Source organism: Stenotrophomonas sp. YAU14D1_LEIMI4_1, from assembly GCF_003086815.1.
GTDB lineage: Bacteria > Pseudomonadota > Gammaproteobacteria > Xanthomonadales > Xanthomonadaceae > Stenotrophomonas.
In genome coordinates this window covers 4190745-4213711 of sequence record NZ_CP025997.1, presented here as the reverse complement: position 1 = coordinate 4213711, position 22967 = coordinate 4190745, and the positions used below count along the sequence as shown (strand labels likewise).

19 protein-coding genes and 1 pseudogene are annotated in these 22967 nt (G+C 67.9%); 15 read left to right on the top strand and 5 right to left on the bottom strand.

Annotated features, from left to right (window positions below; all coding sequences use genetic code 11):
- The first annotated feature begins 19 nt into the window (after positions 1-19).
- The 5 genes and pseudogenes from C1932_RS19315 to C1932_RS19295 all read left to right on the top strand — a co-directional run bounded on the left by C1932_RS19315 (position 20) and on the right by C1932_RS19295 (position 7731).
- Positions 20-1792 carry a DUF885 family protein gene (locus tag C1932_RS19315; RefSeq protein ID WP_108763242.1) on the top strand — a complete coding sequence of 591 codons (1773 nt, stop codon included), beginning with the start codon at positions 20-22 and terminating at the stop codon, positions 1790-1792.
- A gap of 76 nt (positions 1793-1868) precedes the next feature.
- Positions 1869-2246 (top strand): hypothetical protein, encoded by a 378-nt coding sequence (locus C1932_RS19310; protein WP_234412219.1) that lies wholly within the window; start codon positions 1869-1871, stop codon positions 2244-2246.
- Between the two features lie 58 nt (positions 2247-2304).
- Complete coding sequence (locus C1932_RS19305) at positions 2305-3576, top strand: TolC family protein (RefSeq protein WP_108763241.1); 1272 nt, start codon at positions 2305-2307, stop codon at positions 3574-3576.
- 155 nt (positions 3577-3731) lie between these two features.
- Positions 3732-4544 (top strand): annotated as a pseudogene (locus tag C1932_RS19300) (efflux RND transporter periplasmic adaptor subunit); the annotation flags it as partial.
- Between the two features lie 19 nt (positions 4545-4563).
- Positions 4564-7731, top strand: a complete 3168-nt coding sequence (locus C1932_RS19295) for a CusA/CzcA family heavy metal efflux RND transporter (protein WP_199912041.1) — start codon at positions 4564-4566, stop codon at positions 7729-7731.
- A 48-nt stretch (positions 7732-7779) separates the two neighbouring features.
- Here the strand turns inward: C1932_RS19295 and C1932_RS19290 are convergent, their stop codons facing one another.
- Positions 7780-8169 carry a RidA family protein gene (locus C1932_RS19290; protein WP_108763238.1) on the bottom strand — a complete coding sequence of 130 codons (390 nt, stop codon included), beginning with the start codon at positions 8167-8169 and terminating at the stop codon, positions 7780-7782.
- Between the two features lie 109 nt (positions 8170-8278).
- Here C1932_RS19290 and C1932_RS19285 point away from each other — a divergent pair, with 109 nt between their 5' ends.
- Complete coding sequence (locus tag C1932_RS19285) at positions 8279-9172, top strand: LysR family transcriptional regulator (RefSeq protein ID WP_108763237.1); 894 nt, start codon at positions 8279-8281, stop codon at positions 9170-9172.
- Positions 9173-9227: 55 nt separating this feature from the next.
- Positions 9228-9737, top strand: a complete 510-nt coding sequence (gene dnaQ / locus C1932_RS19280; protein WP_108763236.1) for a DNA polymerase III subunit epsilon — start codon at positions 9228-9230, stop codon at positions 9735-9737.
- An 18-nt stretch (positions 9738-9755) separates the two neighbouring features.
- Here the strand turns inward: dnaQ and C1932_RS19275 are convergent, their stop codons facing one another.
- Entirely contained in the window at positions 9756-11006 is a 1251-nt protein-coding gene (locus tag C1932_RS19275; RefSeq protein WP_108763235.1) for a glycosyltransferase, read from the bottom strand.
- Positions 11007-11288: 282 nt separating this feature from the next.
- Here C1932_RS19275 and rpmB point away from each other — a divergent pair, with 282 nt between their 5' ends.
- The 6 genes from rpmB to C1932_RS19245 all read left to right on the top strand — a co-directional run bounded on the left by rpmB (position 11289) and on the right by C1932_RS19245 (position 17438).
- Positions 11289-11525, top strand: coding sequence for a 50S ribosomal protein L28 (gene rpmB, locus C1932_RS19270; protein ID WP_005411638.1), 237 nt, complete (start codon positions 11289-11291; stop codon positions 11523-11525).
- 10 nt (positions 11526-11535) lie between these two features.
- Positions 11536-11703, top strand: coding sequence for a 50S ribosomal protein L33 (rpmG, locus tag C1932_RS19265; protein WP_170272460.1), 168 nt, complete (start codon positions 11536-11538; stop codon positions 11701-11703).
- A 177-nt stretch (positions 11704-11880) separates the two neighbouring features.
- Positions 11881-13299: a cardiolipin synthase gene (cls, locus tag C1932_RS19260; RefSeq protein WP_108757539.1), complete on the top strand. Its 1419-nt coding sequence runs from the start codon at positions 11881-11883 to the stop codon at positions 13297-13299.
- 30 nt (positions 13300-13329) lie between these two features.
- Entirely contained in the window at positions 13330-14751 is a 1422-nt protein-coding gene (locus tag C1932_RS19255) for an FAD/NAD(P)-binding protein (protein ID WP_108763234.1), read from the top strand.
- A 9-nt stretch (positions 14752-14760) separates the two neighbouring features.
- Entirely contained in the window at positions 14761-16953 is a 2193-nt protein-coding gene (gene uvrD / locus C1932_RS19250; RefSeq protein WP_108754599.1) for a DNA helicase II, read from the top strand.
- 158 nt (positions 16954-17111) lie between these two features.
- On the top strand, positions 17112-17438 hold the full coding sequence (locus C1932_RS19245; RefSeq protein WP_108763233.1) for a low molecular weight protein tyrosine phosphatase family protein: 327 nt from the start codon (positions 17112-17114) through the stop codon (positions 17436-17438).
- A gap of 109 nt (positions 17439-17547) precedes the next feature.
- Here C1932_RS19245 and C1932_RS19240 read toward each other — a convergent pair whose 3' ends face one another.
- Complete coding sequence (locus tag C1932_RS19240) at positions 17548-18150, bottom strand: hypothetical protein (protein ID WP_108763232.1); 603 nt, start codon at positions 18148-18150, stop codon at positions 17548-17550.
- 130 nt (positions 18151-18280) lie between these two features.
- Here C1932_RS19240 and C1932_RS19235 point away from each other — a divergent pair, with 130 nt between their 5' ends.
- Positions 18281-18835, top strand: coding sequence for a hypothetical protein (locus C1932_RS19235; protein WP_108763231.1), 555 nt, complete (start codon positions 18281-18283; stop codon positions 18833-18835).
- An 80-nt stretch (positions 18836-18915) separates the two neighbouring features.
- Here C1932_RS19235 and C1932_RS19975 read toward each other — a convergent pair whose 3' ends face one another.
- Positions 18916-19062 carry a hypothetical protein gene (locus C1932_RS19975; protein WP_199911987.1) on the bottom strand — a complete coding sequence of 49 codons (147 nt, stop codon included), beginning with the start codon at positions 19060-19062 and terminating at the stop codon, positions 18916-18918.
- Between the two features lie 73 nt (positions 19063-19135).
- Entirely contained in the window at positions 19136-20731 is a 1596-nt protein-coding gene (rtcR, locus tag C1932_RS19230) for an RNA repair transcriptional activator RtcR (protein ID WP_108763495.1), read from the bottom strand.
- Between the two features lie 187 nt (positions 20732-20918).
- Between rtcR and C1932_RS19225 the strand changes: the two genes are divergently transcribed.
- The gene (locus C1932_RS19225; protein WP_108763230.1) at positions 20919-22466 is read left to right on the top strand and encodes a TROVE domain-containing protein; all 1548 of its coding nucleotides are present in this window, start codon (positions 20919-20921) and stop codon (positions 22464-22466) included.
- The last annotated feature ends 501 nt before the right edge of the window (positions 22467-22967 follow it).

Below are 22967 nucleotides of genomic sequence, written 5' to 3'. Positions count from 1 at the left end.
TTCCCGGGAACCTGTGCTTGTGAAAACCCGTCTTGCCGTTGCCCTGCTGATCGCCCTGGCCTCGCCGGCCGTTGCCCTGGCCGCGCCGCCCGCTGCCGCCGCACCGGCCAGCATGGCCGCCGAATCGCCCGCCGACGCGGCGTTCCGCGCGATCTACGAGAAAGAATGGAAGTGGCGCCAGGACGGCGGTGGTGAAGCCAGCGAAGACGGCGATGCACCGGCCAATGCCACCCGCCTGCCCGATGTCAGCGCCGCCGCCCAGCAGGGCCGGCTGAAGGTCTGGGACCAGACCCTGGCCGAACTGAAGAAGATCGACCCGGCCACGCTCAGTGCGGCCAACCAGGTGAACTACGCGATCTATCGCGACCAGGTGTTCAACCTGGCCGAGGAAACCCGCCTGCGCGGCTACGAAATGCCGTTCAATTCCGATTCCTCGTTCTGGTCCAACCTGTCCTTCATGGCCCGGCGCGAGATGAAGACCGCGCAGGACTACCGCAATTACATTGCCCGCCTGAACGATGTGCCGCGCTACTTCGGCCAGCAGACCGACAACATGCGCGCCGGCCTGAAGCGCGGCTTCAGCGTGCCGCGCGCGGTGCTTGATGGCCGCGAAGTGTCCATCGCCACCGTGGCCGAACTGAAGGACCCGACCCAGTCGCCGCTGTACGCACCGTTCAAGAAGCTGCCCAACAGCATTCCGGCCGCCGAACAGGCCGCGCTGCGCGAGCAGGCAGTGGCGGCGATCGGCGGCAAGGTGGTGCCGGCGTTCCAGCAGCTGCGCACCTTCTTCGTGAACGAATACGTGCCGCAGGCCCGCACCACCCTGGCCGCCGAAGCGATGCCGGGCGGCAAGGCGTACTACAAGCAGCAGATCCACGAGTACACCACGCTGGATCTGTCGCCCGACCAGATCCACCGGATCGGCCTGGAAGAAGTGGCCCGTATCCAGCAGGAAATGAACGCCATCATCAAGCAGGTGCAGTTCAAGGGCAGCTTCGCCGACTTCCTCACTTTCCTGCGCACCGACCCGCAGTTCTATGCCAAGACGCCGGAAGAGCTGCTGTCGCGCGCTGCGTGGATTTCCAAGCGTGCCGACGGCCAGATCGGCAAGTTCATGACCCTGCCGCGCGCCCGCTTCACCATCGTGCCGGTGCCGCCGGATATCGCCCCGTTCTGGACCGCGGGTCGCGGTGGCATGGGCACCTACTGGGTGAACACCTACGATCTGCCGTCGCGCCCGCTGTACAACCTGCCCGCGCTCACCCTGCACGAATCCGACCCGGGCCACGCCCTGCAGGGCGCGCTGGCGGCCGAGCAGGGCGAACAGCCCGAGTTCCGCCGCAATGCCTACATCTCGGCCTACGGCGAAGGCTGGGCGCTGTACTGCGAGAAGCTGGGCGTAGAAATGGGCATCTACGAGACCCCCTACGAGGATTTCGGGCGCCTGACCTACGAAATGTGGCGCGCCGCGCGCCTGGTGATCGACACCGGCGTGCACAGCAAGGGCTGGACGCGCGACCAGGCGCTGGCCTACCTGCGCGACCACACCGCGCTGAGCGAGCACGAAGTGACCACCGAAGTGGATCGCTACATTTCCTGGCCGGGCCAGGCACTGAGCTACAAGCTGGGTGAAATCGCCATCGTGCGCCTGCGTGCCCAGGCCGAGAAGGAACTGGGCGACAAGTTCGACATCAAGGGCTTCCATGATGCCGTGCTGAAACAGGGTTCGGTGCCGCTGCCGGTGCTGGAACAGCAGATCCAGGCGTATATCGCCGAACGCCGGAAGGCCTGACCGGGCACGCCGCCGGGCCATGCCCGGCGAGCGGCTGCGATTGTGTAACGGCTGCAACGCCCGCTACCCTCCTGGCATGATCCGCTTCGTGCGCCGCCGCCCGTCGTTCCTGCTCCGCCTGCTGATGCTGGTGGTGGTGGCGATCGGCAGCGCGGGCGGCGCCACGGCGTCGGCACTGGGCGAGCTGCACGAGATGTCGCATCTGGACCATCCGGCGGCGCCGCACGATGCCGCCGGGCTCGATGCCGGGCACGATCCGGACGACACCAGCGCTCGCCTGCTGCACGCGCTGGTGCATTGCGGGCACTGCCACGGCCAGGGCGGCGTCTTGCCGTTCGCATTGGCCAGCTGGGAACTGCCGCTGCCGCCGTCTGCCGCCGCGCCGACCACGATCGACACCGACGGCCGTCCCGCGCCGCTGGAATCGCTGCTGCGTCCTCCGATCCAGGCCTGATCCATCGCCCGCCGTGCGCGGGCTTCCGATCCTGCCCTGAGGTTTCCGGAGTATTCCCATGTGGATCCGCCTGGCCGCTGTCGCGGCCCTGGCGATCGCGCCGTGCGTGCATGCGCAGGCGCCGTCGTCGCTTGACCCCCTGACCCTGGACGCGGCCGTCGACCGTGTCGCCCGTACCCATCCCGACCTGCGCCTGCCCACCCTGCAGCGCCAGGCCGCCGAAGCCCGTCTGGACGGTGCCGCCCTCACCCCGGCGCTGGTGCTCGGCGTGGAAGTGGAGAACGTGCTGGGCACCGGCAGCACCCGCGGCTTCGATGCCGCCGAAGCCACCGTCACCCTGGCCGGCGTGCTGGAACGCGGCGGCAAGCTGGACGCGCGTCGTGCCGTGGCCCAGGCCAACCTGGACGCGCTGGCCCCGCAGCGCGAGATCACCCGCCTGGATCTGCTGGCCGAAACCGCGCGCCGCTACCTGGCCATCAGCGCGGCCGAACAGCAGCGCCGCATCGCCGTGGACGATATCGAGCAGCGCCGCCGCGCGGTGGCCGCCGCACGTTTGCGCCTTCAGGCCGGTGCCTCGCCGGCGTCCACGCTGCTGACCGCGCAGGCGGCACTGGCCCAGGCCGAACTGGACCGCGACCGCAGCCTGCAGGCCGCACGCGCCGCGCGTATGGCGCTGGCGGCGCTGTGGAACGCGCGCGAAGTGGATTTCGATGCCATTACCGGCGACCCCTTGCAGCTGCCCGCGCTGCAGGACTTCCAGCAGCTGGCGCAGCTGCTGCAGCGCACGCCGGAACTGGCGGCGATCGCCACCGAAGCACGCGTGCGCGAAGCGCAGCTGCAGTTGGCGCGCAGCCAGCAGCGCAGTGACCTGTCCTGGCAGCTGGGCGTGCGCCACATGCGTGACAGCGGCGACAGCGCCCTGCTGGCCGGCTTCAGCATGGCGCTGGGCAGTGCGCGCCGTGCGGCGCCGGAGATCCGCGCCGCAGAAGCCGAACTGGCCCTGAGCGCAGTCGAGCGCGAGGCCCGCGCGTTGCAGCTGTACGCCACCCTGGCCGAGGCACACGGCCGCTACGAAACCGCCCGGCTGGAGGTGCAGCGCATGCAGCGCGACGTGCTGCCGCAACTGCAGAAGGCCGAAAAGGCCGCCGAAACCGCATGGCGCGCCGGTGCCATCAGCTACCTGGAATGGGCCCAGCTGCAGGGCATGCGCATTGAAGCGCGGCAGCGCCAGTTGGATGCCGCGCTGTCGGCACAGTCCGCCCTGATCGAAATCCAGCGCCTGAGCGGACAACCGCTGCTGGCCGCCTCTGCTGAAGGAACCCTGCCATGAAGGCTGTCACCTCCCTGATCCGACTGGCCACCGTGGCCGCGCTGCTGGCAGCGCTGAGCGCGTGTGGCAACGGCGGCCCGCAGGCCGCGTCGCCTGCGGACGATGACCACGATCACGCCGAAGGCGAAGCCGCGCATGCCGACGACGCGCCCGAGCGCACCACCATCACCGCCGCGCAGGCGGCCGAGGCGGGCATCGTCAGCGCCGCAGCGGGCGCCGGCACCATCGCCGACGAACACGACGTGCAGGGCCTGCTGGCCCCGGTTGATGGGCGTAGTGCACAGGTCACCGCTCGCTTCCCGGGCCCGGTGCGCGCGCTGCGCGCGAACGTGGGCGACCGCGTGCGCGCCGGCCAACCGCTGGCCAGCATCGACAGCAACCTCAGCCTGACTACCTACAGCGTGGCCGCGCCGATCAGCGGCGTGGTGCTGTCACGGCAGGTGCAGGTGGGCGCCGTGGCGGGCGAGGGCCAGGTGCTGTTCGAGATAGGCGATCTGTCGCAGCTGTGGGTGGATCTGCATATCTTCGGTGCCGATACCCAGCACATCACCGCCGGCGTACCGGTTACCGTCACTCGCATGACCGACGGCGTCAGCCAGGTCACCACGCTGGAACGCGTGCTGCCCGGCACCGCCACCGCCAGCCAGAGCACCGTGGCGCGCGCCAGCGTGGACAATGCCGATGGCCTGTGGCGGCCAGGTGCGGCGGTGCGCGCGCGCATCGTGGTGGCCAGCACGCCGGCCGGTATCGTGGTGCCGCTCAGCGCGTTGCAGACCCTGGGCGGCAAGGACGTGGTGTTCGTGCGCGAGGGCGACACCTATACCGCGCGACCGGTCACCCTGGGCGCACGCGATGCGCAGCAGGTGGCGGTCAGCGCCGGGCTGCGTGCCGGCGAGCAGGTGGTGGTGCAGCAGAGCTACACGGTGAAGGCCGACATCGGCAAGGCGGGTGCCAGCCATGAGCACTGACCCCAACGCCCGCCACGGGCTGCTGGAACGCATCATCGCCGCGGCCATCCAGCGCCGCTGGCTGATGCTGGGCCTGACTCTGGTGCTGGTGGCGTTCGGTATCTGGAGTTTCACCCGGCTGCCGATCGACGCCACCCCGGACATCACCAACGTGCAGGTGCAGGTGAACACCGCCGCGCCCGGCTATTCGCCGCTGGAAAGCGAACAGCGCATCACCTACGCGGTGGAAACGGCGATGGCCGGCCTGCCGAAGCTGGACCACGTGCGTTCGCTGTCGCGCTACGGCCTTTCGCAGGTCACCGTGGTGTTCAAGGACGGCACCGACCTGTACTTCGCCCGCCAGCAGGTGGCCGAACGCCTGCAGCAGGTGCGCTCGCAGATTCCGGCCGGGCTGGACCCGCAGCTGGGGCCGATTGCCACCGGCCTGGGCGAGATCTTCATGTACACCATCGACGCCGATCCCAAGGCGCGCAAGCCCGACGGCACGGCCTATACCGCCACCGATCTGCGCACGCTGCAGGACTGGGTGATCCGCCCGCAGCTGCGCAACGTGCCGGGCGTGACCGAGGTCAACACCATCGGTGGTTTCCAGCGCCAGGTGCACATCACCCCGGATCCGGCGCGACTGCGCTCGCTGGGCTTCAGCCTGGACGACGTGGCCGAAGCCGTGCAGGCCAACAACCAGAACGTCGGTGCCGGCTACATCGAACGCAATGGCCAGCAGTTCCTGGTGCGCATTCCCGGCCAGGTGGCCGATCTGCAGGAGATCGGCAACATCGTGCTGGACCGCCGCGAAGGCGTGCCGATCCACGTGCACGACGTGGCCAGCGTGGCCGATGGCCCGGAACTGCGCAGCGGCGCGGCCACCCAGAATGGCCACGAAGTGGTGATGGGTACCGTGGTGATGCTGGTCGGTGCCAACAGTCGCGAGGTCGCGCAGGCCGCGGCCGCTCGCCTGCAGCAGGCGCAGGCCAGCCTGCCCGCGGGAGTGACCGTTACCGCCAGCTACGACCGCACTGCGCTGGTCGACCGCACCATCCAGACCGTGGCGCGCAACCTGCTGGAAGGCGCGCTGCTGGTGATCGTGGTGCTGTTCCTGCTGCTGGGCAACGTGCGTGCCGCGTTGATCACCGCGGCGGTCATTCCGCTGGCCATGCTGTTCACCCTCACCGGCATGGCCCGTGGCGGCGTCTCGGCCAACCTGATGAGCCTGGGCGCACTCGACTTCGGCCTGATCGTCGATGGCGCAGTCATCATCATCGAGAACTGCCTGCGCCGCTTCGGCGAACGCCAGCACGCGCTGGGCCGCGACATGACCGTGGCCGAACGCTTTGCCGAAACCGCCAGCGCCACCGCCGAAGTGATCCGCCCCAGCCTGTTCGGCCTGGGCATCATCACCGCCGTGTACCTGCCGATCTTCGCGCTTACCGGCGTGGAAGGAAAAATGTTCCACCCGATGGCGATCACCGTGGTGCTGGCACTGACCGGCGCCATGCTGCTGTGCCTGACCTTCGTGCCGGCCGCCATCGCGCTGTTCCTGGGTGGCCGCGTGCAGGAACAGGAAAACCGCCTGATGGCCTGGCTGCGGCGGCGCTACCAGCCGCTGTTGGCGTTCACCCTGCGCCGCGGCCGCTGGGTCGCCGTGGGCGCCCTGGTGCTGGTGCTGGGCTGCGGCGCCCTGGCCACGCGGCTGGGCAGCGAATTCGTGCCCAGCCTGGACGAAGGCGATGTGGCCATGCATGCCATGCGCATTCCCGGCACCAGCCTGGCGCAGTCAGTGCAGATGCAGGTGCAGATTGAACGCCGCCTGCTGCAGGTGCCGGAAGTGGCCAAGGTGTTTTCCAAGATCGGCACGCCGGAAGTGGCGTCCGACCCGATGCCGCCCTCGGTGGCCGACACCTTCATCATGATGAAGCCCCGCAGCCAGTGGCCCGACCCGCGCAAGCCGCGTACCACGCTGCTGGCCGAGCTGGAACGCACGGTGGAATCGCTGCCCGGCAACAACTACGAGTTCACCCAGCCGATCCAGATGCGCATGAACGAGCTGATCTCCGGCGTGCGTGCCGATGTGGCGGTGATGCTGTACGGCGATGACCTGGACACCCTGCGCAACGTCGGCCAGCGCCTGCAGCGCGTGGTCGCAGCGGTACCGGGTGCGGCCGATGTGCGGCTGGAAGAGACCACCGGCCTGCCGCTGCTGACCGTGCTACCGGATAGGCAGCGGCTGGCCGGCTATGGCTTGAACCCGGGCCAGGTGCAGTCCACCGTGGCCACCGCCGTGGGTGGGCAGGTGGCCGGGCAGCTGTTCGAAGGTGACCGCCGCTTCGACATCGTGGTGCGCCTGCCCGAAGCACTGCGCCAGGACCCGGCCGCCTTGGCCGACCTGCCGATTTCGCTGGAGCCGGCGCTGGCCAGTGACAACGGCGACGAGTTGAGCCGGGGCGTGGCCGCGGGCAGCGGTGCGCCGCGCACCGTGCCGCTGCGCGAACTGGCCCGCATCGAAACCAGCGAAGGGCCGAACCAGATCAACCGCGACAACGGCAAGCGCCGCATCGTGGTCACCGCCAACGTGCGCGATCGTGACCTGGGCAGTTTCGTGGCGGACCTGCAGCAGGCGGTGCAGGGCAGGGTGGAACTGCCGGCCGGCTACTGGATCGACTACGGCGGCAGCTTCCAGCAGCTGATCTCGGCCAGCCAGCGCCTGGCGGTGGTGGTGCCGGTCACGCTGCTGCTGATCTTCGTGCTGCTGTTCTGGGCGTTCGGATCGGTGCGTGATGCGGCCATCGTGTTCAGCGGCGTGCCGCTGGCCCTGACCGGCGGCGTCCTGGCGCTGGCGTTGCGCGACCTGCCGTTGTCGATCTCGGCAGGCGTGGGCTTCATCGCCTTGTCGGGCGTGGCGGTGCTCAACGGCCTGGTGATGATCAGCTTCGTGCGCCACCTGCGCGAACAGGGCCTGCCCCTGCTGGATGCGGTGCGCGAAGGCGCGCTGGGGCGCCTGCGCCCGGTGCTGGTGACCGCCCTCGTCGCCTCGCTGGGCTTCGTGCCGATGGCCTTCAATGTCGGTGCGGGTTCGGAGGTGCAGCGACCCCTGGCCACCGTGGTGATCGGCGGCATCGTTTCGTCCACGCTGCTGACCCTGCTGGTGCTGCCCGTGCTGTACCGCTGGCTGCACCGCCGCGAGCCCTGACCGGAGGGGTCAGATCCCTTCCGCAGGAAGGGCTCTGCCCCCGTCCACTTACGGCAGCTTCGCAACCACCTTGATCTCGAACTGGAACCCATACAGCCAGGTCACGCCGATGCCGGTCAGGGTCGGGTGCGGCGCCTGGCCCCAGTATTCGGGCACGATGGCCCAGGCCTTCTCGAAATTCTTTTCCGGATCGACCAGGAACACCGTCACGTCGATCACATCGTCGAACGTGCAGCCGGCGGCTGCCAGCACCGCATTGAGGTTGTCGAAGGCGCGGCGCACCTGGGTTTCGAAGTCCGGCTCGGGCGAGCCGTCTTCGCGGCTGCCGACCTGGCCGGAGACGAACAGGAAGCCGTTGGAGCGGATGGCCGGCGAGTAGCGGTTGCGCTCGTAGAGGGCCTGGCGACCGGCGGGGAACACGACATCACGCTGTGACATGGGGACTATCCCGTGGAAGAGAGGGCTATCCTGCTCGCCAATGCTGTCTGGATAAGCCGCGATAATCGGCCTAGATTGATTGTCGATCCCAAACAATCGTGGGCCGCCCATGGACCGATTCGAGGCAATGCGGGCCTTCGCCCGGGTGGTGGAAACCGGCAGCTTCACCCGCGCCGCGCACACCCTGCAGATCAGCCGCACCACGGTCACCCAGCTGGTGCAGCAGCTGGAAGCGCACCTGCGCCTGCGCCTGCTCAACCGCACCACCCGGCGCGTCAGCACCACCGCCGACGGCGCGGCGTACTACCCGCGTATCGCCCGCCTGCTGGCCGAACTGGAGGCGGTGGAAGGCGGCCTGGGCGAGGCCGCCAGCCAGCCGCGCGGGCGCCTGCGCATCGATGTGCCCGGCCCCTATGCACGGCTGAGGCTGGTGCCGGCGCTGGCGGATTTCCATGCACGCTACCCGGAGATCCAGCTGGACATCGGGGTGAGCGATCGCGAAGTGGATGTCATCGCCGACAACGTGGACTGTGTGATCCGCGGCGGCACGCCGGCCGACCCGGCGCTGGTTGCACGGCCGCTGGCCAGCCTGCCGCTCGGCTTCTACGCCAGCGCTGCCTACCTGCAACGCTTCGGCACGCCCGACCACCCGCGCGCGCTGGAAGGGCCGGACCACCACGTGGTCGGCTTCCTCAGCCCGCGCAGCGGTCGCGCGCGGGTGTTCAGCGCCCGCCGTGGTGATGAGCGCATGGAGGTGCAGGGCCATTACACGGTTGCCTTCGACGATGGCAACGCCTACCTGGCCGCCGGCGTGGCGGGCCTGGGCGTGGTCGCGCTGCCCAGCTACATGGCCGCGCCGCACGTGGCCCGCGGCGAACTGCGGCCGGTGCTGCAGAACTGGCAGCTGCCGCCGATGCCGATGCACGTGATGTTTCCGCCGAACCGGCATATGAGCCAGCGCCTGCGGGTGTTCATTGAATGGGCGGTGGAGGTGTTGGGGTGACACGCGCCGGGCATGCGAAAATCATCATTGCACGCACCAGGAAACCGCCACACGCATGAGCCGCATCGTCGCACTGGATACCGAAACCACCGGCATTTCCCACCGCATGGGCCATCGGGTTATCGAAATCGGTGCGGTGGAACTGATCGATGGCCAGCTCACCGGCCGCCAGTTCCACACCTACCTGCAGCCGCAGCGTTCGGTGGACTGGGGCGCGCAGCGCGTGCACGGCATCAGCAATGCGATGCTGGTCGGCAAGCCGCTGTTCTCGAGCAAGGCCGCCGAGCTGCTGGAATTCCTGCGTGGCAGCGAGATGGTCGCGCACAACGCCACCTTCGATGTCGGCTTCCTCGACAACGAGCTGCGCCTGGCCGGCATTCCTGGCAGCCTGGCGCAATACTGCCGCATCACCTGCAGCCTGAAGCTGGCACGTGGGCGCTGGCCGGGCCAAGGCAACAAGCTCGATGATGTGCTGCAGCGCCTGCGCATTCCCGGCAATCGCGGCCTGCATGGCGCGCTGAAGGATGCGCACCTGCTGGCGCAGGTGATTCCGCACCTGCGTTGAGGTGGCCTGCAGCAGGGGTCAGAGCCCGCGTCTGTCGACGCGGGATCCGACCCCATCGGGAAACCCCGCCAACCGTTCGATCATCGCCACACCGGTGCCCGCGCCGTCTTCGCTGGCCATCGCTGTACCCAGTGCAGCAGCACGTGCGCGCGTCTCCGGGTCTTCAGCGAATGCGATGGCCGTCGCCAGCGTGGCCGCATGCAACCGCTTCGGCGACAGTGGTGCTGGCGCAACACCCAGCGCCTGCAGGCGCCGCGCCCAGAAGAACTGATCGGCAGCGAAGGGCATCACCAGCGAGGGAATACCCGCGCGGCAGGCCGAATGCGTGGTGCCACTGCCACCGTGATGGATGGCCAGCGCGCAGCGCGGGAACAACGCTTCATGCGGTGTCGGGCCAACGACGAACACGTTCGCCGGCAGGTCGCCTGCAGGCAGGCCCGCCCAGCCGGGAAACAGCAGCACGCGGCGCGGTGCCAGGGCCTGCAGCAACGCCGGCAGCACGCGCTCGCGATCAAAGCCGGTCATGCTGCCGAAGCCCAGGTAGACCGGTGGCGGACCGGCATCGAGGAAGGCCTGCAGGTCTGGCGGCGGCAACCACGGTTGCTCCGGCATCCGCCATTGCCCGCACACCACATGGTCGGCCGGCCAGTCCGGCGGCGGCGGCAGCAGCTGCGGGGAAATGCCGTACAGCATCGGCAGGCCGGTCCACAGCGCGCGGCGCGGGGCTTGCCCCAGTGCGGCGCGCGCCAAGTTGATCGGCTTGCGGAACGTGCGCCAAACCGCCTGGTTGACCAGCCCGTAGCTGGCCCGGCGCAGGAACCCGGGCAGCGGCAGCGGCGGCAGGAAGGGGGATGCAAAGGCCCGCGTCGGGGTGAGCGGAATCATGCCGGTGCCGATCGCTGGCAGGTCGTGCCGTTCGGCCACGCTCAAGCCCACCAGGGCGGCCAGACCGCCCGTCACTATGGCGTCGCAGCCCGTGGCGGCCGCATCGGCCTGCGCCATCCAGGCCGGCACGTGGCGGCCTGCCATCCGCGCCAGCCCGCGCGAGGCCGCAGCCAGGTTGTTGCCGCGTGCCACCAGGGCCACCACTTCGTCGTGGATGTCGCCTTCCAGTGCCGCGTGCGGTACGCCCAGGGCGCGCGCAGTGCCCAGCGTGCCCTGTTCGGCCAGCAGCATCACCTCGTGGCCGGCCTGGCGAAGGCCGTGGCACAGCATCACCAACGGGCGGGTGTCGCCTTCGGTGCCATAGGTCAGGGCCAGCAGTCGCATGGAAGGGCTCGCGCGAGGGGCCGCCAGTATGGGCAGACCCGGCATGAACACGGCGTGCCACGTTCAGCCTTTGCCCTGTGGACAACTTGCGCAAGTGATTGAAAGCCTGCATAATGCGCGGCTCGCTGTGTCCGGTTTCGTGCCGGGCGGCGCCACCGGGAGCACGTCCCCGGCCGCCCAACGCCAGCGTAACCCTTTGATTCTCTTGACGTGTGGTGGGCAACCGCCGAGGCCGCCGTCTCCCGGGCTACGGGCTGACACAATTAACTATCGAGGTGCGCAATGTCCCGCGTATGCCAGGTTTCCGGCAAGCGAGTGCAGACGGGTAACAACGTCTCGCACGCCAACAACAAGACCCGTCGTCGTTTCCTGCCCAACCTGCACGAGCGCCGCTTCTGGGTTGCCAGCGAGAACCGCTGGGTGAAGCTTCGTGTTTCCGCGCATGCACTGCGCACCATCGACAAGAACGGCATCGATTCCGTTCTGGCTGAGCTGCGTGCGCGCGGCGAAAAGGTCTGAGGAGTAGACGATCATGGCAGGCAAGCGCGATAAGGTCCGTATGATTTCGACCGCCGGTACCGGTCACTTCTACACGACCGACAAGAACAAGAAGAACACCCCGGGGAAGATGGAATTCTCCAAGTACGATCCGGTCGTGCGCAAGCACGTCCCGTACAAGGAAGGCAAGATCAAGTAATCCGCAAGGGTTGCTGATCGCCTCCGGAAAAACCCGCCCTTGTGGCGGGTTTTTTCATGCCCGGCGCCCGGTAGGTGCCAACCTTGGTTGGCACACGGCTTTCAAGCAGTCGAGCATGGCTCGACTCTACAAATCTTGCTGGGCAGAATGGCCGCACACCTCCCGACGGGCGACGCGATGCTGTTCGAGTGGCTGCTGGGCTCCTATCTGCTGTTGATCGACTGGCTCATCCGCCTGGTCGCGCTGTGCTGGATTCCCACCCGCACCACGCCGGGGGCCGCACGCAGCTGGCTGCTGCTGGTCGGCTTCGTGCCCCTGCTGGGCCTGCCGTTGTACCTGCTGTTCGGCCACCCCTGGCTGTCGCGCGAACGCATTCGCCGCCAGGCCGAGGCTTCGTTGGTCATCCGCGAAGAGCAGGCGCTGCAGCGGCGCCTGCGCTGGGTGCCGCAGCCCGACACCGCCACTGCCGAGATCGTGCCGCTGGTGCAGCGCCAGGGCGACTTCATGCCGGTGCACGGCAACGCCGTCGACCTGCTGACCGACTACGACGAATCGCTGCACAGCCTGATTGCCGATATCGACCAGGCCGAAGACCGCGTGCACCTGCTGTACTACCTGATGTTCGATGACGCCGTGGGCGAGGCCATCGTCGAAGCCCTGCAGCGAGCCGCCGCGCGTGGCGTGCAGTGCCGCGTGCTGCTCGACGCCGTCGGTGCCAAGCGCGGCCTGCGCGCCTACCGCAAGCGGCTGCAGGCACGCGATGTGGAAGTGCGCGCGATGCTGCCGGGCGGCCTGCGCTGGCGCCGCAGCGGCCGCATGGACCTGCGCAACCACCGCAAGATCGCAGTGATCGACAACGAAGTGGCCTACGTGGGTTCGCAGAACCTGGCCGGCCCGCAGTTCGTGCCCGGCCATCCCAACCGTGAACTGGTGGCGCGCGTGCGCGGTCCGGCGGTGGCCCATCTGGAAGCGGTGTTCGCCAGCGACTGGTACATGGAAACCGGGCAGCGCCTGGAGGTGATTGCCAACGTGCCGGTGTGCAGCGACGACATCGCCACCCAGCTGCTGCCCAGCGGCCCGGCCTACCCGTACAGCAATGCGCGCGATGCCGTGGCCGCGCTCATCCACCTGGCACGGCGGCGCCTGGTGATGGTGACCCCGTACTTCGTGCCCGACGAGGCCACCCTGAGCGCGCTGCGCATCGCCGCGCTGTCGGGCGTGCAGGTGCAGTTGATCCTGTCGGCCAGCAACAACCAGCGGCTGACGTCCTGGGCGCAGGAGGCGTACTACGACGAACTGCTGCGCTGTGGCGTGCAGATCGCGCTGTACGAGCCACAATTCCTGCATGCCAAGCACATGAGCGTGGACGAAGACATCGCGGTGCTGGGCTCGATCAACATGGATATCCGTTCGTTCGCGCTGAATGCCGAGATCGGCCTGATCTGCTACGACCGCCCGCTGGTGAAGCAGTTGTGCGCGATCGAAGACGACTACCTGCGCCAGTCGACGCTGCTGGACCTGGAGCAGTGGCGGCAGCGGCCGGCGTGGCGGCGCAGCCGTGAAGGCATCGCACGGCTGGCCGATGCGCTGATGTAAACGGGCGCGTTGGCGCGGGGCATGGCGACCATGGCCTACAATCCACGCATGACTGATTCCGCGCGAACCGCTGAAGCGGACCTGGCGATCATCGGTGGCGGCGCCGCCGGCGTACTGGTGGCCCTCCACGTGCTGCAGCAGGCCCGGCAGCCCTTGCGCATCGCCCTGTTCGAGCCGGCCTCGCAGCCGGCGCAGGGCATTGCCTACTCCACACCGTGGCCCGAGCACCTGCTGAACGTGCCGGCGGCGAAGATGAGCGCGTTCCCCGATCAGCCCGGCGACTTCCTCGACTACCTGGAAGCAGCCAACGCCTACCCGGGTGAAGCACGCGATGTGCTGGGCGAGCGCTATGTCTGCCGCCACTACTTCGCCAGCTACCTGCAGCAGCGCCTGCAACAGGCCGCAGCGGCCAGCCCGGCGAACGTGCAGGTCATCGCCCAACCGGTGCTGGCCCTGCAGGTGGATGCACACGGCTGCCAGTTGCAGCTGGGCGATGGGCAGACGCTGCGCGCCGCGCAGGCGGTGCTGGCTACCGGCAACAGCATGCGCCCGCTGCCGGTGCCCGGCGCCGGCGCATTGCCGGCCGATGCGGTGGTCGAAGCCTGGGATTACGACGGCGTGCGCACTCTGGCCGGTACGCACGCACTGGCCATCGTCGGCTCGGGCCTGAGCATGGCCGATACCGTGCTGGCCCTGGTGGCTGCCGGCCATAGCGGCCCGCTGCACGTCATTTCCCGTCATGGCCTGCTGCCGCTGCCGCACGACCATGGCGCGCTGCCGAGCTTCGATCCCGCCAGCCTGCTGCCGCTTACCCTGCGCCAGCGGCTGCGCGCACTGCGCCAGCACGCCGGTGAACTGCAGGCCGCCGGGCAGCCGTGGCAGGGCGTGATGGACCGCATCCGCGCCCACGGGCAGGCCCTGTGGTGCAGTCTGGATGCAGCCGACCAGCGTCGCTTCCTGCGCCATGTGGTGCGCTACTGGGACGTGCATCGTCATCGCATTGCCGAAGGCATCGATGCGCAGCTGCAGGCGCTGCAGGCCAATGGCCAGCTGCAGATCCACCGCGCACGGTTGCAGCAGGTGCGCCAGCAGGACGACGCCCTGCTGCTGAGCGGGCGCAGTGCTGACGGTGGTGACCAGGCCTGGGCCGTGGCCGGCATCATCAATGCCACCGGCGTGGAAACCCGTGCCACCGCGCTGCGCAACCCGTTGCTGCAGCAGCTGCTGGCCGATGGCATGGCGCGGCCGGGACCGCACGGGCTGGGCCTGGACAGCAGCGTGCCCGGCGATCGCCTGCACGACGCGCAAGGCCGGCCGCAGCCGCGGCTGGGGGTGCTGGGCAGCCTGCGCATCGGCAGCCTGTGGGAAAGCCTGGCCGTGCCTGAACTGCGTCAGCAGGCGCAGGCGTTGGCCGCGCAGGTGGTCGCAGGGCACGCGACCGCGATGCCGTAAAATGAGGGCATGGATGTCTCCCACCTGCTTGATGGCCTGAACCCGGCCCAGCGCGACGCCGTCTCTGCTCCCCCCGGCCACCACCTGGTGCTGGCCGGCGCCGGCTCGGGCAAGACCCGCGTGCTCACCCACCGCATCGCCTGGCTGCATGAAGTCTTCGGCGTGCCCACCCACGGCATTTTCGCGGTCACCTTCACCAACAAGGCGGCCGGTGAAATGCGCCACCGCATCGACGCGCAGCTGCCCAACGGCAGCCGCGGCATGTGGATCGGCACCTTCCACGGCCTGGCCAACCGCCTGCTGCGCCTGCACTGGCAGGACGCCAAGCTGCCCGAAGGCTTCCAGGTGATGGATTCGGACGACCAGCTGCGGCTGGTCAAGCGCGTGGTGCAGGCGCTGGAAATCGACGACAGCAAGCACCCGCCCAAGCAGATTGCGTGGTGGATCAACGAGCAGAAGGACGAGGGGCGCCGCCCGCAGCACATCCAGCCCGAGCCGCACGATGCGTGGCTGGAAACCATGCGCCAGGCCTACATCGAATACCAGGCGCGCTGCGACCGCGCCGGCCTGGTCGACTTCGCCGAACTGCTGCTGCGCGCGCACGAACTGCTGCGCGACAACCCGGCCCTGCTGGCGCACTACCGCGCCCGCTTCCGCGAAATCCTGGTGGACGAATTCCAGGATACCAATGCCATCCAGTACGCCTTCGTGCGCGTGCTGGCCGGCCACGAAGGCCACGTGTTCGTGGTCGGTGACGATGACCAGGCCATCTACGGCTGGCGCGGCGCCAAGGTCGAGAACGTGCAGGGCTTCCTGCGCGATTTCCCCGGTGCGCAGACCATCCGCCTGGAACAGAACTACCGTTCCACCGCCAACATCCTGGGCGCCGCCAACGCGGTGATCGCGCACAACCCGGACCGCATCGGCAAGGAACTGTGGACCGACAGCGGCGATGGCGAGCCGATCGACCTGTACGCCGCGTACAACGAAATGGACGAGGCGCGCTACATCGTCGAACGTGCCCGCCAGTGGGTGCGCGACGGCGGCAGCTACACCGAGGTGGCCGTGCTCTACCGCAGCAACGCGCAGTCGCGCGCGCTGGAAGAAGCGCTGCTGAGCGAACAGGTGCCGTACCGCGTGTATGGCGGCATGCGCTTCTTCGAGCGTGCGGAAATCAAGGACGCGCTGGCCTACCTGCGCCTGCTGTCCAACCGCAACGACGATGCCGCCTTCGAGCGCGCGGTGAACACGCCCACCCGTGGCATTGGCGAACGCACGCTGGACGAAGTACGCCGCGAAGCACGTGCGCAGGGCCTGTCGCTGTGGGAAGCCACCATGCTGGTCACCCAGGGCAGTGCGCTGGCCGCACGCGCACGCAACGCGCTGGCCGGCTTCCTGGTGCTGGTGAACGAGCTGCAGGCACAGACCCTGCACATGACCCTGGCCGAGCGCGTGGACCACATCCTGTCGCGCTCGCAGCTGCGCGAGCACTGGAGCAAGGAAAGCCGCAATTCGCTGGATTCGGAATCGCGCACCGACAACCTGGACGAACTGGTGTCGGTGGCCTCGCGCTTCGTGCGCCGTGCCGATGACATCGAGGAAGTGGGCGAGGAGATGGACGAGCTGGTCGCCTTCCTGGCCTACGCCGCGCTGGAGGCCGGTGAGGGCCAGGCGCAGGCGGGCGAGGAGGGCGTGCAGCTGATGACCCTGCACTCCGCCAAGGGCCTGGAATTCCCGCTGGTGTTCCTGGCCGGCATGGAAGACGGCCTGTTCCCGAGTGCGCGCTCACTGGAAGAAAGCGGGCGGCTGGAAGAAGAGCGCCGCCTGGCTTACGTGGGCATCACCCGTGCACGGCAGAAGCTGGTGCTGTGCTACGCCGAATCGCGGCGCATCCACGGCCAGGACAACTACAGCCTGCCCTCGCGCTTCCTGCGCGAGATTCCGCGCGAACTGCTGCACGAGGTGCGCCCGAAGGTGCAGGTCTCACGCCCGGCCTCGCTGGGCAGCAGCCGGGTGATGGGCCACGCCTCGATCGAGGCGCCGCCGCTGAAGCTGGGTGCCCTGGTCACCCATCCCAAGTTCGGCGAAGGCATGGTGACCGACTACGAAGGCAGCGGCGCGCACGCCCGCGTGCAGGTCGAATTCGCCGATGCCGGCAGCAAGTGGCTGGTGATGGCCTACGCCAACCTGACGGTGATCTGACCCCCGTCGGGGTCAGATCCCTCCCGCGGGAGGGCTCTGACCCGGTCTTCGAGCTCCTGTAGAGTCGAGCTTGCTCGACTGCTCTGCGCGCTCAGTCGAGCAAGCTCGACTCTACAAAAAGCAGTCGAGCAAGCTCGACGCTACAACGGCAGAATCCCATGACCCGCAACGTGCTCTTCCTCTGCAGCCAGAACCGCCTGCGCAGCCCCACGGCCGAGCAGGTGTTCGCCGATTGGCCCGGCATCGAAACCGCCTCGGCGGGCTTGCTGGCCGACGCCGAGGAAGTGCTCAGCCCCGAGCTGCTGCAGTGGGCCGACCTGGTGTTCGTGATGGAAAAGGCGCACCGCAACCGGCTGTCCAGCCGCTACAAGGCATGGCTGAAGGGCAAGCGGGTGATCTGCCTGGATATCCCCGACGACTACGACTACATGGACCCGGTGCTGGTGGAACTGCTGAAGCGCAAGGTGCCGCCGTTCCTGCGCTGACAGGTCGCCACGGCACCCTGTCGCGCGCGGTAACCGTCCGTAGAGTCGAGCTTGCTCGACTGGCCCTTCCCGGAAACAGCCGTCCAGCCCGCCCGGCGCTACGGATGGGCTACTCCTGCGCCGCCATCTTCTGCTTGAAGTCCGCGGTGAAATCAGTGACTGCGCGCTCCAGCGCTTTCTCCCAGTTTTCCGGCGAAACCACTTGGAACACATTCGTGCCATGGCCCTTGGCAACGAACGATCGGCTCTGCTCAGCCTCGCCCGTTGTCACTTCCACCGATATATCCGCCACCATCTGTTGCGCCCAGCCTGCGGCGCGCCAGAAATTGAAAGGCGCTCTGACCGCGAACTGATTCATCGACGCCTGCAGGTGCAGGCAGCGTGCCTCGCAGCTCTCGATCGTGCGATAGCCCATGTTCCGCAGTGCCTGAATGATGATCTCGCGGGTCTTCTCGGCCGTGGTGGTCGACTCCAGAACTAGGTTGAAGCCATTGCCCTGGCGGACTTCTCCGCCCACGTTCCGGGCCCGGTCCGCTGCGGGCACCAGCGCCAGGAAGTCGGTGGGGCGATGGTCGGTGACCGGTGCCACGACCACCGACGTGCCCTGTTCCGGATTGACCCGGATATCAGGCACGTTCACTCGCACGACTTCGGTGCGGATGCCGCAGCCAGTGAGCAACAGCAGCAGTGTGGCTGCAATGATCGACTTCATGTATTCCCCCTGTTGGAATGATGTTTCTGTACCGCGCATTATCGCGTGGCCGACGGGTCCGGGGGGCTGAAGAAGCAGTCGAGCAAGCTCGACTCTACAATGGGGGGTGACAACTTCCAGGAACGCCGCCATGACCGAAACCACGCTGCACGTCACCGTGACCTTGAACGCCAAGTTGCAGCCCGAACACCGCCACGAGCTGTTCGAGGACCCGCTGGATGCGCTGCTGCAGGCGGCCGGGATCGGTGAGATCACCGGCGGCGGCACCGCGATCTCCGACGAGGGTGAAGTCGAGTACGGCGATATCGAAATCGCGCTGAACGACGCGGCCGGCGTGCCCAAGCTGGTTGACCTGCTGGAACAGCTGGGCGCACCGAAGGGTTCCAAGGTGCAGGGCGCAGGCGAGGCTGATCGCAGTTTCGGTGTCACCGAGGGCCTGGGCATCTACCTGGACGGTCTGAACCTGCCGGACGAGGTGTACGAGCAGTGCGATTCGAACCATGTGTTCGAGCAGCTGTCCGAGCGCATCGATGGCCTGGGCGAAATCTGCAGCTGGTGGCAGGGCCCGACCGAAACCGCGCTGTACATGTACGGCCAGTCGTTTGCCGCGATGCAGGCGGCCATTGCCGAGTTCGTCGCCAGTTATCCGCTGTGCCAGAACGCACGCATCGTGCAGATCGCCTGAGCGTAGACGTTTACCGGCAGGTGCCAACCTTGGTTGGCACGATGCTTCCGATCACAGAAAGCAGTCGAGCAAGCTCGACGCTACTGGCCCGCCGCCTGCTTTGCATTGTCGCGCAGGGCCAGTTCCTTGCCGACCTGATAGCCGCCGTAAAGCACCGCGAAAACGCCGATGACAACCCATAGGACTGTGCGCGGGACGGCGGCGGGTGTTGGTTTGCGTTCGTGCATGGCGATCTCCTTGAAAGCGATGGATGCTGCGCGGCCAGCATGTACCGGCGGCCTTCGTCGAGCAAGCTCGACGCTACGCAGAACCGGGGCTGCGCACCTGCTCCCAGTCCAGGCCGAACTTCGCCAGGTACTTGCGCAGGCGGTCGGCGTCGTTGGTACTGGCGCGCTGGGTGCGCGATACCGCGAACAGCTCGCGGCCGGCGGCGGATAGCGACTTTGAGCGTGCGCAGACCCGCACCACTTCTTCCAGCTGCACGCGGTCGAAGCGGTCCAGCTGGTCGGCTGCCTCGCCCAGCAGGGCCTGCAGCGGTGAGGGCGCTTCGCCGCCGCGCCACTGCCGGCGCAGGCGGGTAATCTCGTCGTCCACGCCCTCGGTCTGGATACGCCCGGCCGTCGCCAGGGTGGCCAGGCGCATGATCGACGCGCCCAGGTCGCGGAAGTTGCCGCGCCAGGCCGCCTCGGCGCTGGTGGCGAAGGCCAGGTAGCGCGCGCGTGCTTCCACGTTGAAGCGCACCCGCGCGTGCTGCTGCTGTGACCAGCGCTCCAGCTCGAACTCGATGTTCGGCTCGATGTCCTCGCTGCGCTGGGCCAGGCCCGGCAGGTGGTAGGTCCACAGGTTCAGGCGTGCCAGCAGGTCTTCGCGGAAGCGGCCTTCCAACACCGATTGCTGCAGGTCGCGGTTGGTGCCGGCAATCAGCTGGAACTCGCTTTCCACTTCGCGATCGCTGCCCACCGGCAGGAAGCGTTTCTCCTCCAGCGCACGCAGCAGCATGGCCTGTTCGTCCAGGCCCAGTTCGCCGATTTCATCCAGGAACAGCAGCCCTTGGTGCGCCGAACGCAGCAGGCCGGCGCGGTCCGACGATGCGCCGGTGTAGGCGCCCTTGGTATGGCCGAACAGCGTGCTCATCGCACCGTCGCCGCGCAGCGTGGCGCAGTTCACTTCAACGAAGCGGCCGGGCAACTGGTGCTTGAGCTTCTTCAGTTCGAACACGCGCTTGGCCAGCTGGCTCTTGCCGGCACCGGTGGGGCCCATCAGCAGCATGGGTGCGCGCGAACGCGTGGCCACCGCTTCAATCTGCTCGATCATCGCGTTGAAGGCGGCGTTGCGGGTCGCGATGCCGCTCTTCAGCAGGTCGCGGTCCTGCAGTTGCTGCTGGGCGAAGCGCTGGGCGATGTGGTCGTAGCGCGACAGGTCCAGGTCGATGACGGCGTAGCTGCCGGCCGCGCCATCCTGCTTGCGCGGCGGTGAGGTCTGCAGCAGGCGGCCGGGGAAATGTCGGCTCTCGGTGAGCAGGAACCAACAGATCTGCGCCACGTGCGTGCCGGTGGTGATGTGGACGTAGTAGTCCTCCTCCTCCGGCTGGAACGGGTAGCCGGCCAGGAAGTCGTGCAGGGTGGCGTAGACCCCTTCGAATTCCCAGGGATCGGCCAGGTAGGTGTCGTGCCGGCGCACCTGCAGGCCCGGCGCGGCCTGTGCCAGGTCGTCGCACACCACCCGCGCCAGCTTGGCGTAGCGGCGCTCGTCCAGCAGCAGTTCAACCCGGTCGGGCAGGAAATCCTCGTGCATGCCCAGCGATACCGTCGGCCGCCATTTCTGCCAACGCCCCGGGCCTTCGCCCGCGTCGAGCTGGGTGCCGAGCATGCCGAAGACGACCTGTCGCCGAGACATATCCATTCCTATAAAAGACGCGCTGCAACTATATGCATTCTTCGCGTGCCGCGTCGGCGATTCTTGCTTGAAGCGATTAAAAACTCAGTAAAAACAACATCTTGATCAAGTCAATCAAAAGTTGGCACGGCCATTGCTCTATTCCAGGCAAGACACGACGCGGGCAGTTCCCGCCAAGCACACCACAATGGCCAACCTGATGCTCTTCTCCAACACGCGTGCCCCGGCGCTGCCGCCGGCCACCACCGTCAATGAAGCCGGTGGCCTGGCCTACTGCCGCGACGCGCGTGCTGCGTTGGCCCTGTATGCGGCCACCGGCTGCCTCAACAACACCTTCTACAGCAACGCCGACGCGCAGCTGCAGCAGGTGCTGGCGCTGACCGCGCAGGTCGAGCCGGCCTTCGTGGCGCGCACCGCGGTGTACGCCCGCCAGGTGGCGCACATGAAGGACATGCCGGCGCTGCTGCTGGCGGTGCTCAGCCTGGGCGACCCCGAGGTGTTCGCCCAGGTGTTCCCGCGGGTGATCGACAACGGTCGCCAGCTGCGCACCTTCGTGCAGATCATGCGCAGCGGCCAGGTCGGGCGCCGTTCGCTGGGCTCGCTGCCCAAGCGTCTGGTGCGTGAGTGGATCAAGCAGGCCCCGGTGGAAACGCTGGTGCGTGCAGCCATCGGCCAGCAGCCGTCGCTGGCGGATCTGATCCGCATGGTGCACCCGAAGCCGGCCGATGCCGAGCGCAAGGCGCTGTATGCGTGGATCGTCGGTCGTCCGTATGACGCGGCGCAGCTGCCGGCGCTGGTACAGGCCTACGAGGCGTTCAAGCGTGACCCGCAGGGGCTGCCGCCGGCGCTGCCGTTCCAGTACTTCAGCACGCTGCCGCTGGATGCGGCGCAATGGTCGGCGCTGGCGCGCAGCGCGTCGTGGCAGTCGATGCGGATGAACCTCAACACGTTCGCCCGCAACGGCGTGTTCGACGATGCGGCGATGGTGGACCTGATTGCCGCGCGGCTGCGTGACCCGCAGCAGGTACGTCGTTCGCGGGTGCTGCCGTACCAGTTGCTGATGGCGTTCCACGCCGGCAAGGGCCTGCCGTTGCCGATCCTGGATGCACTGCAGGATGCGATGGAGATCGCCACGGCATCGGTACCGGTGCTGCCAGGGCGGGTAGTGGTTGCGGTGGACGTGTCCGCGTCCATGCAGTGGCCGCTGACCGGCTACCGCAAGGGCGCCAGTACGTCGGTGCGCTGTGTGGACGTGGCGGCCTTGATCGCGGCTTGTGTGCTGCGCGGTCAGCCGCAGGCCACGGTGCTGCCGTTCGACACCCAGGTGCGGCCGGTGCGGTTGAACCCGCGCGACAGCGTGATGACCCTGGCCGCGCAGTTGGCGATTAACGGCGGCGGCACCTCGGTCAGCGCACCGCTGGAAGACCTCAACCGTCGCCGCGCGCAGGTCGACCTGGTGGTGCTGGTGTCGGACAACGAGAGCTGGCGCGATACCCGCCAGGGCGGTGCGACGGCCACGATGCGGGCGTGGGAGGTGCTGAAGCAGCGTTGCCCGCAGGCGCGCCTGGTCTGCATCGACCTGCAGCCGGTGGCCAGCAGCCAGACGGTGCAGCGCGAAGACGTGCTGCACATCGGCGGCTTCAGCGATGCCGTGTTCGATCTGCTGGGCCAGTACGCGCAGGCACCGGCCGATGGCAGTGGCTGGGTGCAGCGCATCCAGGACATGACGTTGTAAGGCGGCAAGGATGTCGCCAGGGACCGCCCGGCGGGCAATGGGGCCCGCCGGGCAGGGACCCGGAATTCGAGTTTTCGCGGTGAATGCTGGTGGAACTACATTGGTTGTCCCTTCGGGGTCGGGTTCAAGTCCCGCCTTTCCTGCCGGGTGTGGGGAAAGAGACGTTCCACTCCTTTTGTCACCGCACCTGTTTCAACGCCGGCACTGCGAATGCCGGAGGAACTACAGCCTTCTAAGCTCCGGGTCGCGGGTTCGAGCCCCGCCCGCTGTGGCAACACAGCGGTAGCTCAGTGGTAGAGCAGGATGTTCCTCCACCCCTCGTCGCAGTACCGGCACCTTCGCTTTCGTTGCGCGGGGAATGCCGGCCGAACTACATCGGAAACCCTTCGGGGTCGGGTTCAAGTCCCGGCCACCTGCCACGGCAACGCGGCAGGTGGTGCGTTCGGCCACCTTTGTCACCACATCTTCTTTGTTTTTGTATTGGATGAAAGGAAACATCAC

Excerpts from the sequence above, each read along its gene's own strand:
- C1932_RS19310 (WP_234412219.1), top strand. The coding sequence starts at position 1,869 with ATGATCCGCTTCGTGCGCCGCCGCCCGTCGTTCCTGCTCCGCCTGCTG.
- C1932_RS19305 (WP_108763241.1), top strand. The coding sequence starts at position 2,305 with ATGTGGATCCGCCTGGCCGCTGTCGCGGCCCTGGCGATCGCGCCGTGC.
- C1932_RS19290 (WP_108763238.1), bottom strand. The coding sequence starts at position 8,169 with ATGTCACAGCGTGATGTCGTGTTCCCCGCCGGTCGCCAGGCCCTCTAC.
- C1932_RS19285 (WP_108763237.1), top strand. The coding sequence starts at position 8,279 with ATGGACCGATTCGAGGCAATGCGGGCCTTCGCCCGGGTGGTGGAAACC.
- dnaQ (WP_108763236.1), top strand. The coding sequence starts at position 9,228 with ATGAGCCGCATCGTCGCACTGGATACCGAAACCACCGGCATTTCCCAC.
- C1932_RS19275 (WP_108763235.1), bottom strand. The coding sequence starts at position 11,006 with ATGCGACTGCTGGCCCTGACCTATGGCACCGAAGGCGACACCCGCCCG.
- rpmB (WP_005411638.1), top strand. The coding sequence starts at position 11,289 with ATGTCCCGCGTATGCCAGGTTTCCGGCAAGCGAGTGCAGACGGGTAAC.
- cls (WP_108757539.1), top strand. The coding sequence starts at position 11,881 with ATGCTGTTCGAGTGGCTGCTGGGCTCCTATCTGCTGTTGATCGACTGG.
- C1932_RS19255 (WP_108763234.1), top strand. The coding sequence starts at position 13,330 with ATGGCCTACAATCCACGCATGACTGATTCCGCGCGAACCGCTGAAGCG.
- uvrD (WP_108754599.1), top strand. The coding sequence starts at position 14,761 with ATGGATGTCTCCCACCTGCTTGATGGCCTGAACCCGGCCCAGCGCGAC.
- C1932_RS19245 (WP_108763233.1), top strand. The coding sequence starts at position 17,112 with ATGACCCGCAACGTGCTCTTCCTCTGCAGCCAGAACCGCCTGCGCAGC.
- C1932_RS19240 (WP_108763232.1), bottom strand. The coding sequence starts at position 18,150 with ATGAAGTCGATCATTGCAGCCACACTGCTGCTGTTGCTCACTGGCTGC.
- C1932_RS19235 (WP_108763231.1), top strand. The coding sequence starts at position 18,281 with ATGACCGAAACCACGCTGCACGTCACCGTGACCTTGAACGCCAAGTTG.
- C1932_RS19975 (WP_199911987.1), bottom strand. The coding sequence starts at position 19,062 with ATGCACGAACGCAAACCAACACCCGCCGCCGTCCCGCGCACAGTCCTA.
- rtcR (WP_108763495.1), bottom strand. The coding sequence starts at position 20,731 with ATGTCTCGGCGACAGGTCGTCTTCGGCATGCTCGGCACCCAGCTCGAC.
- C1932_RS19225 (WP_108763230.1), top strand. The coding sequence starts at position 20,919 with ATGGCCAACCTGATGCTCTTCTCCAACACGCGTGCCCCGGCGCTGCCG.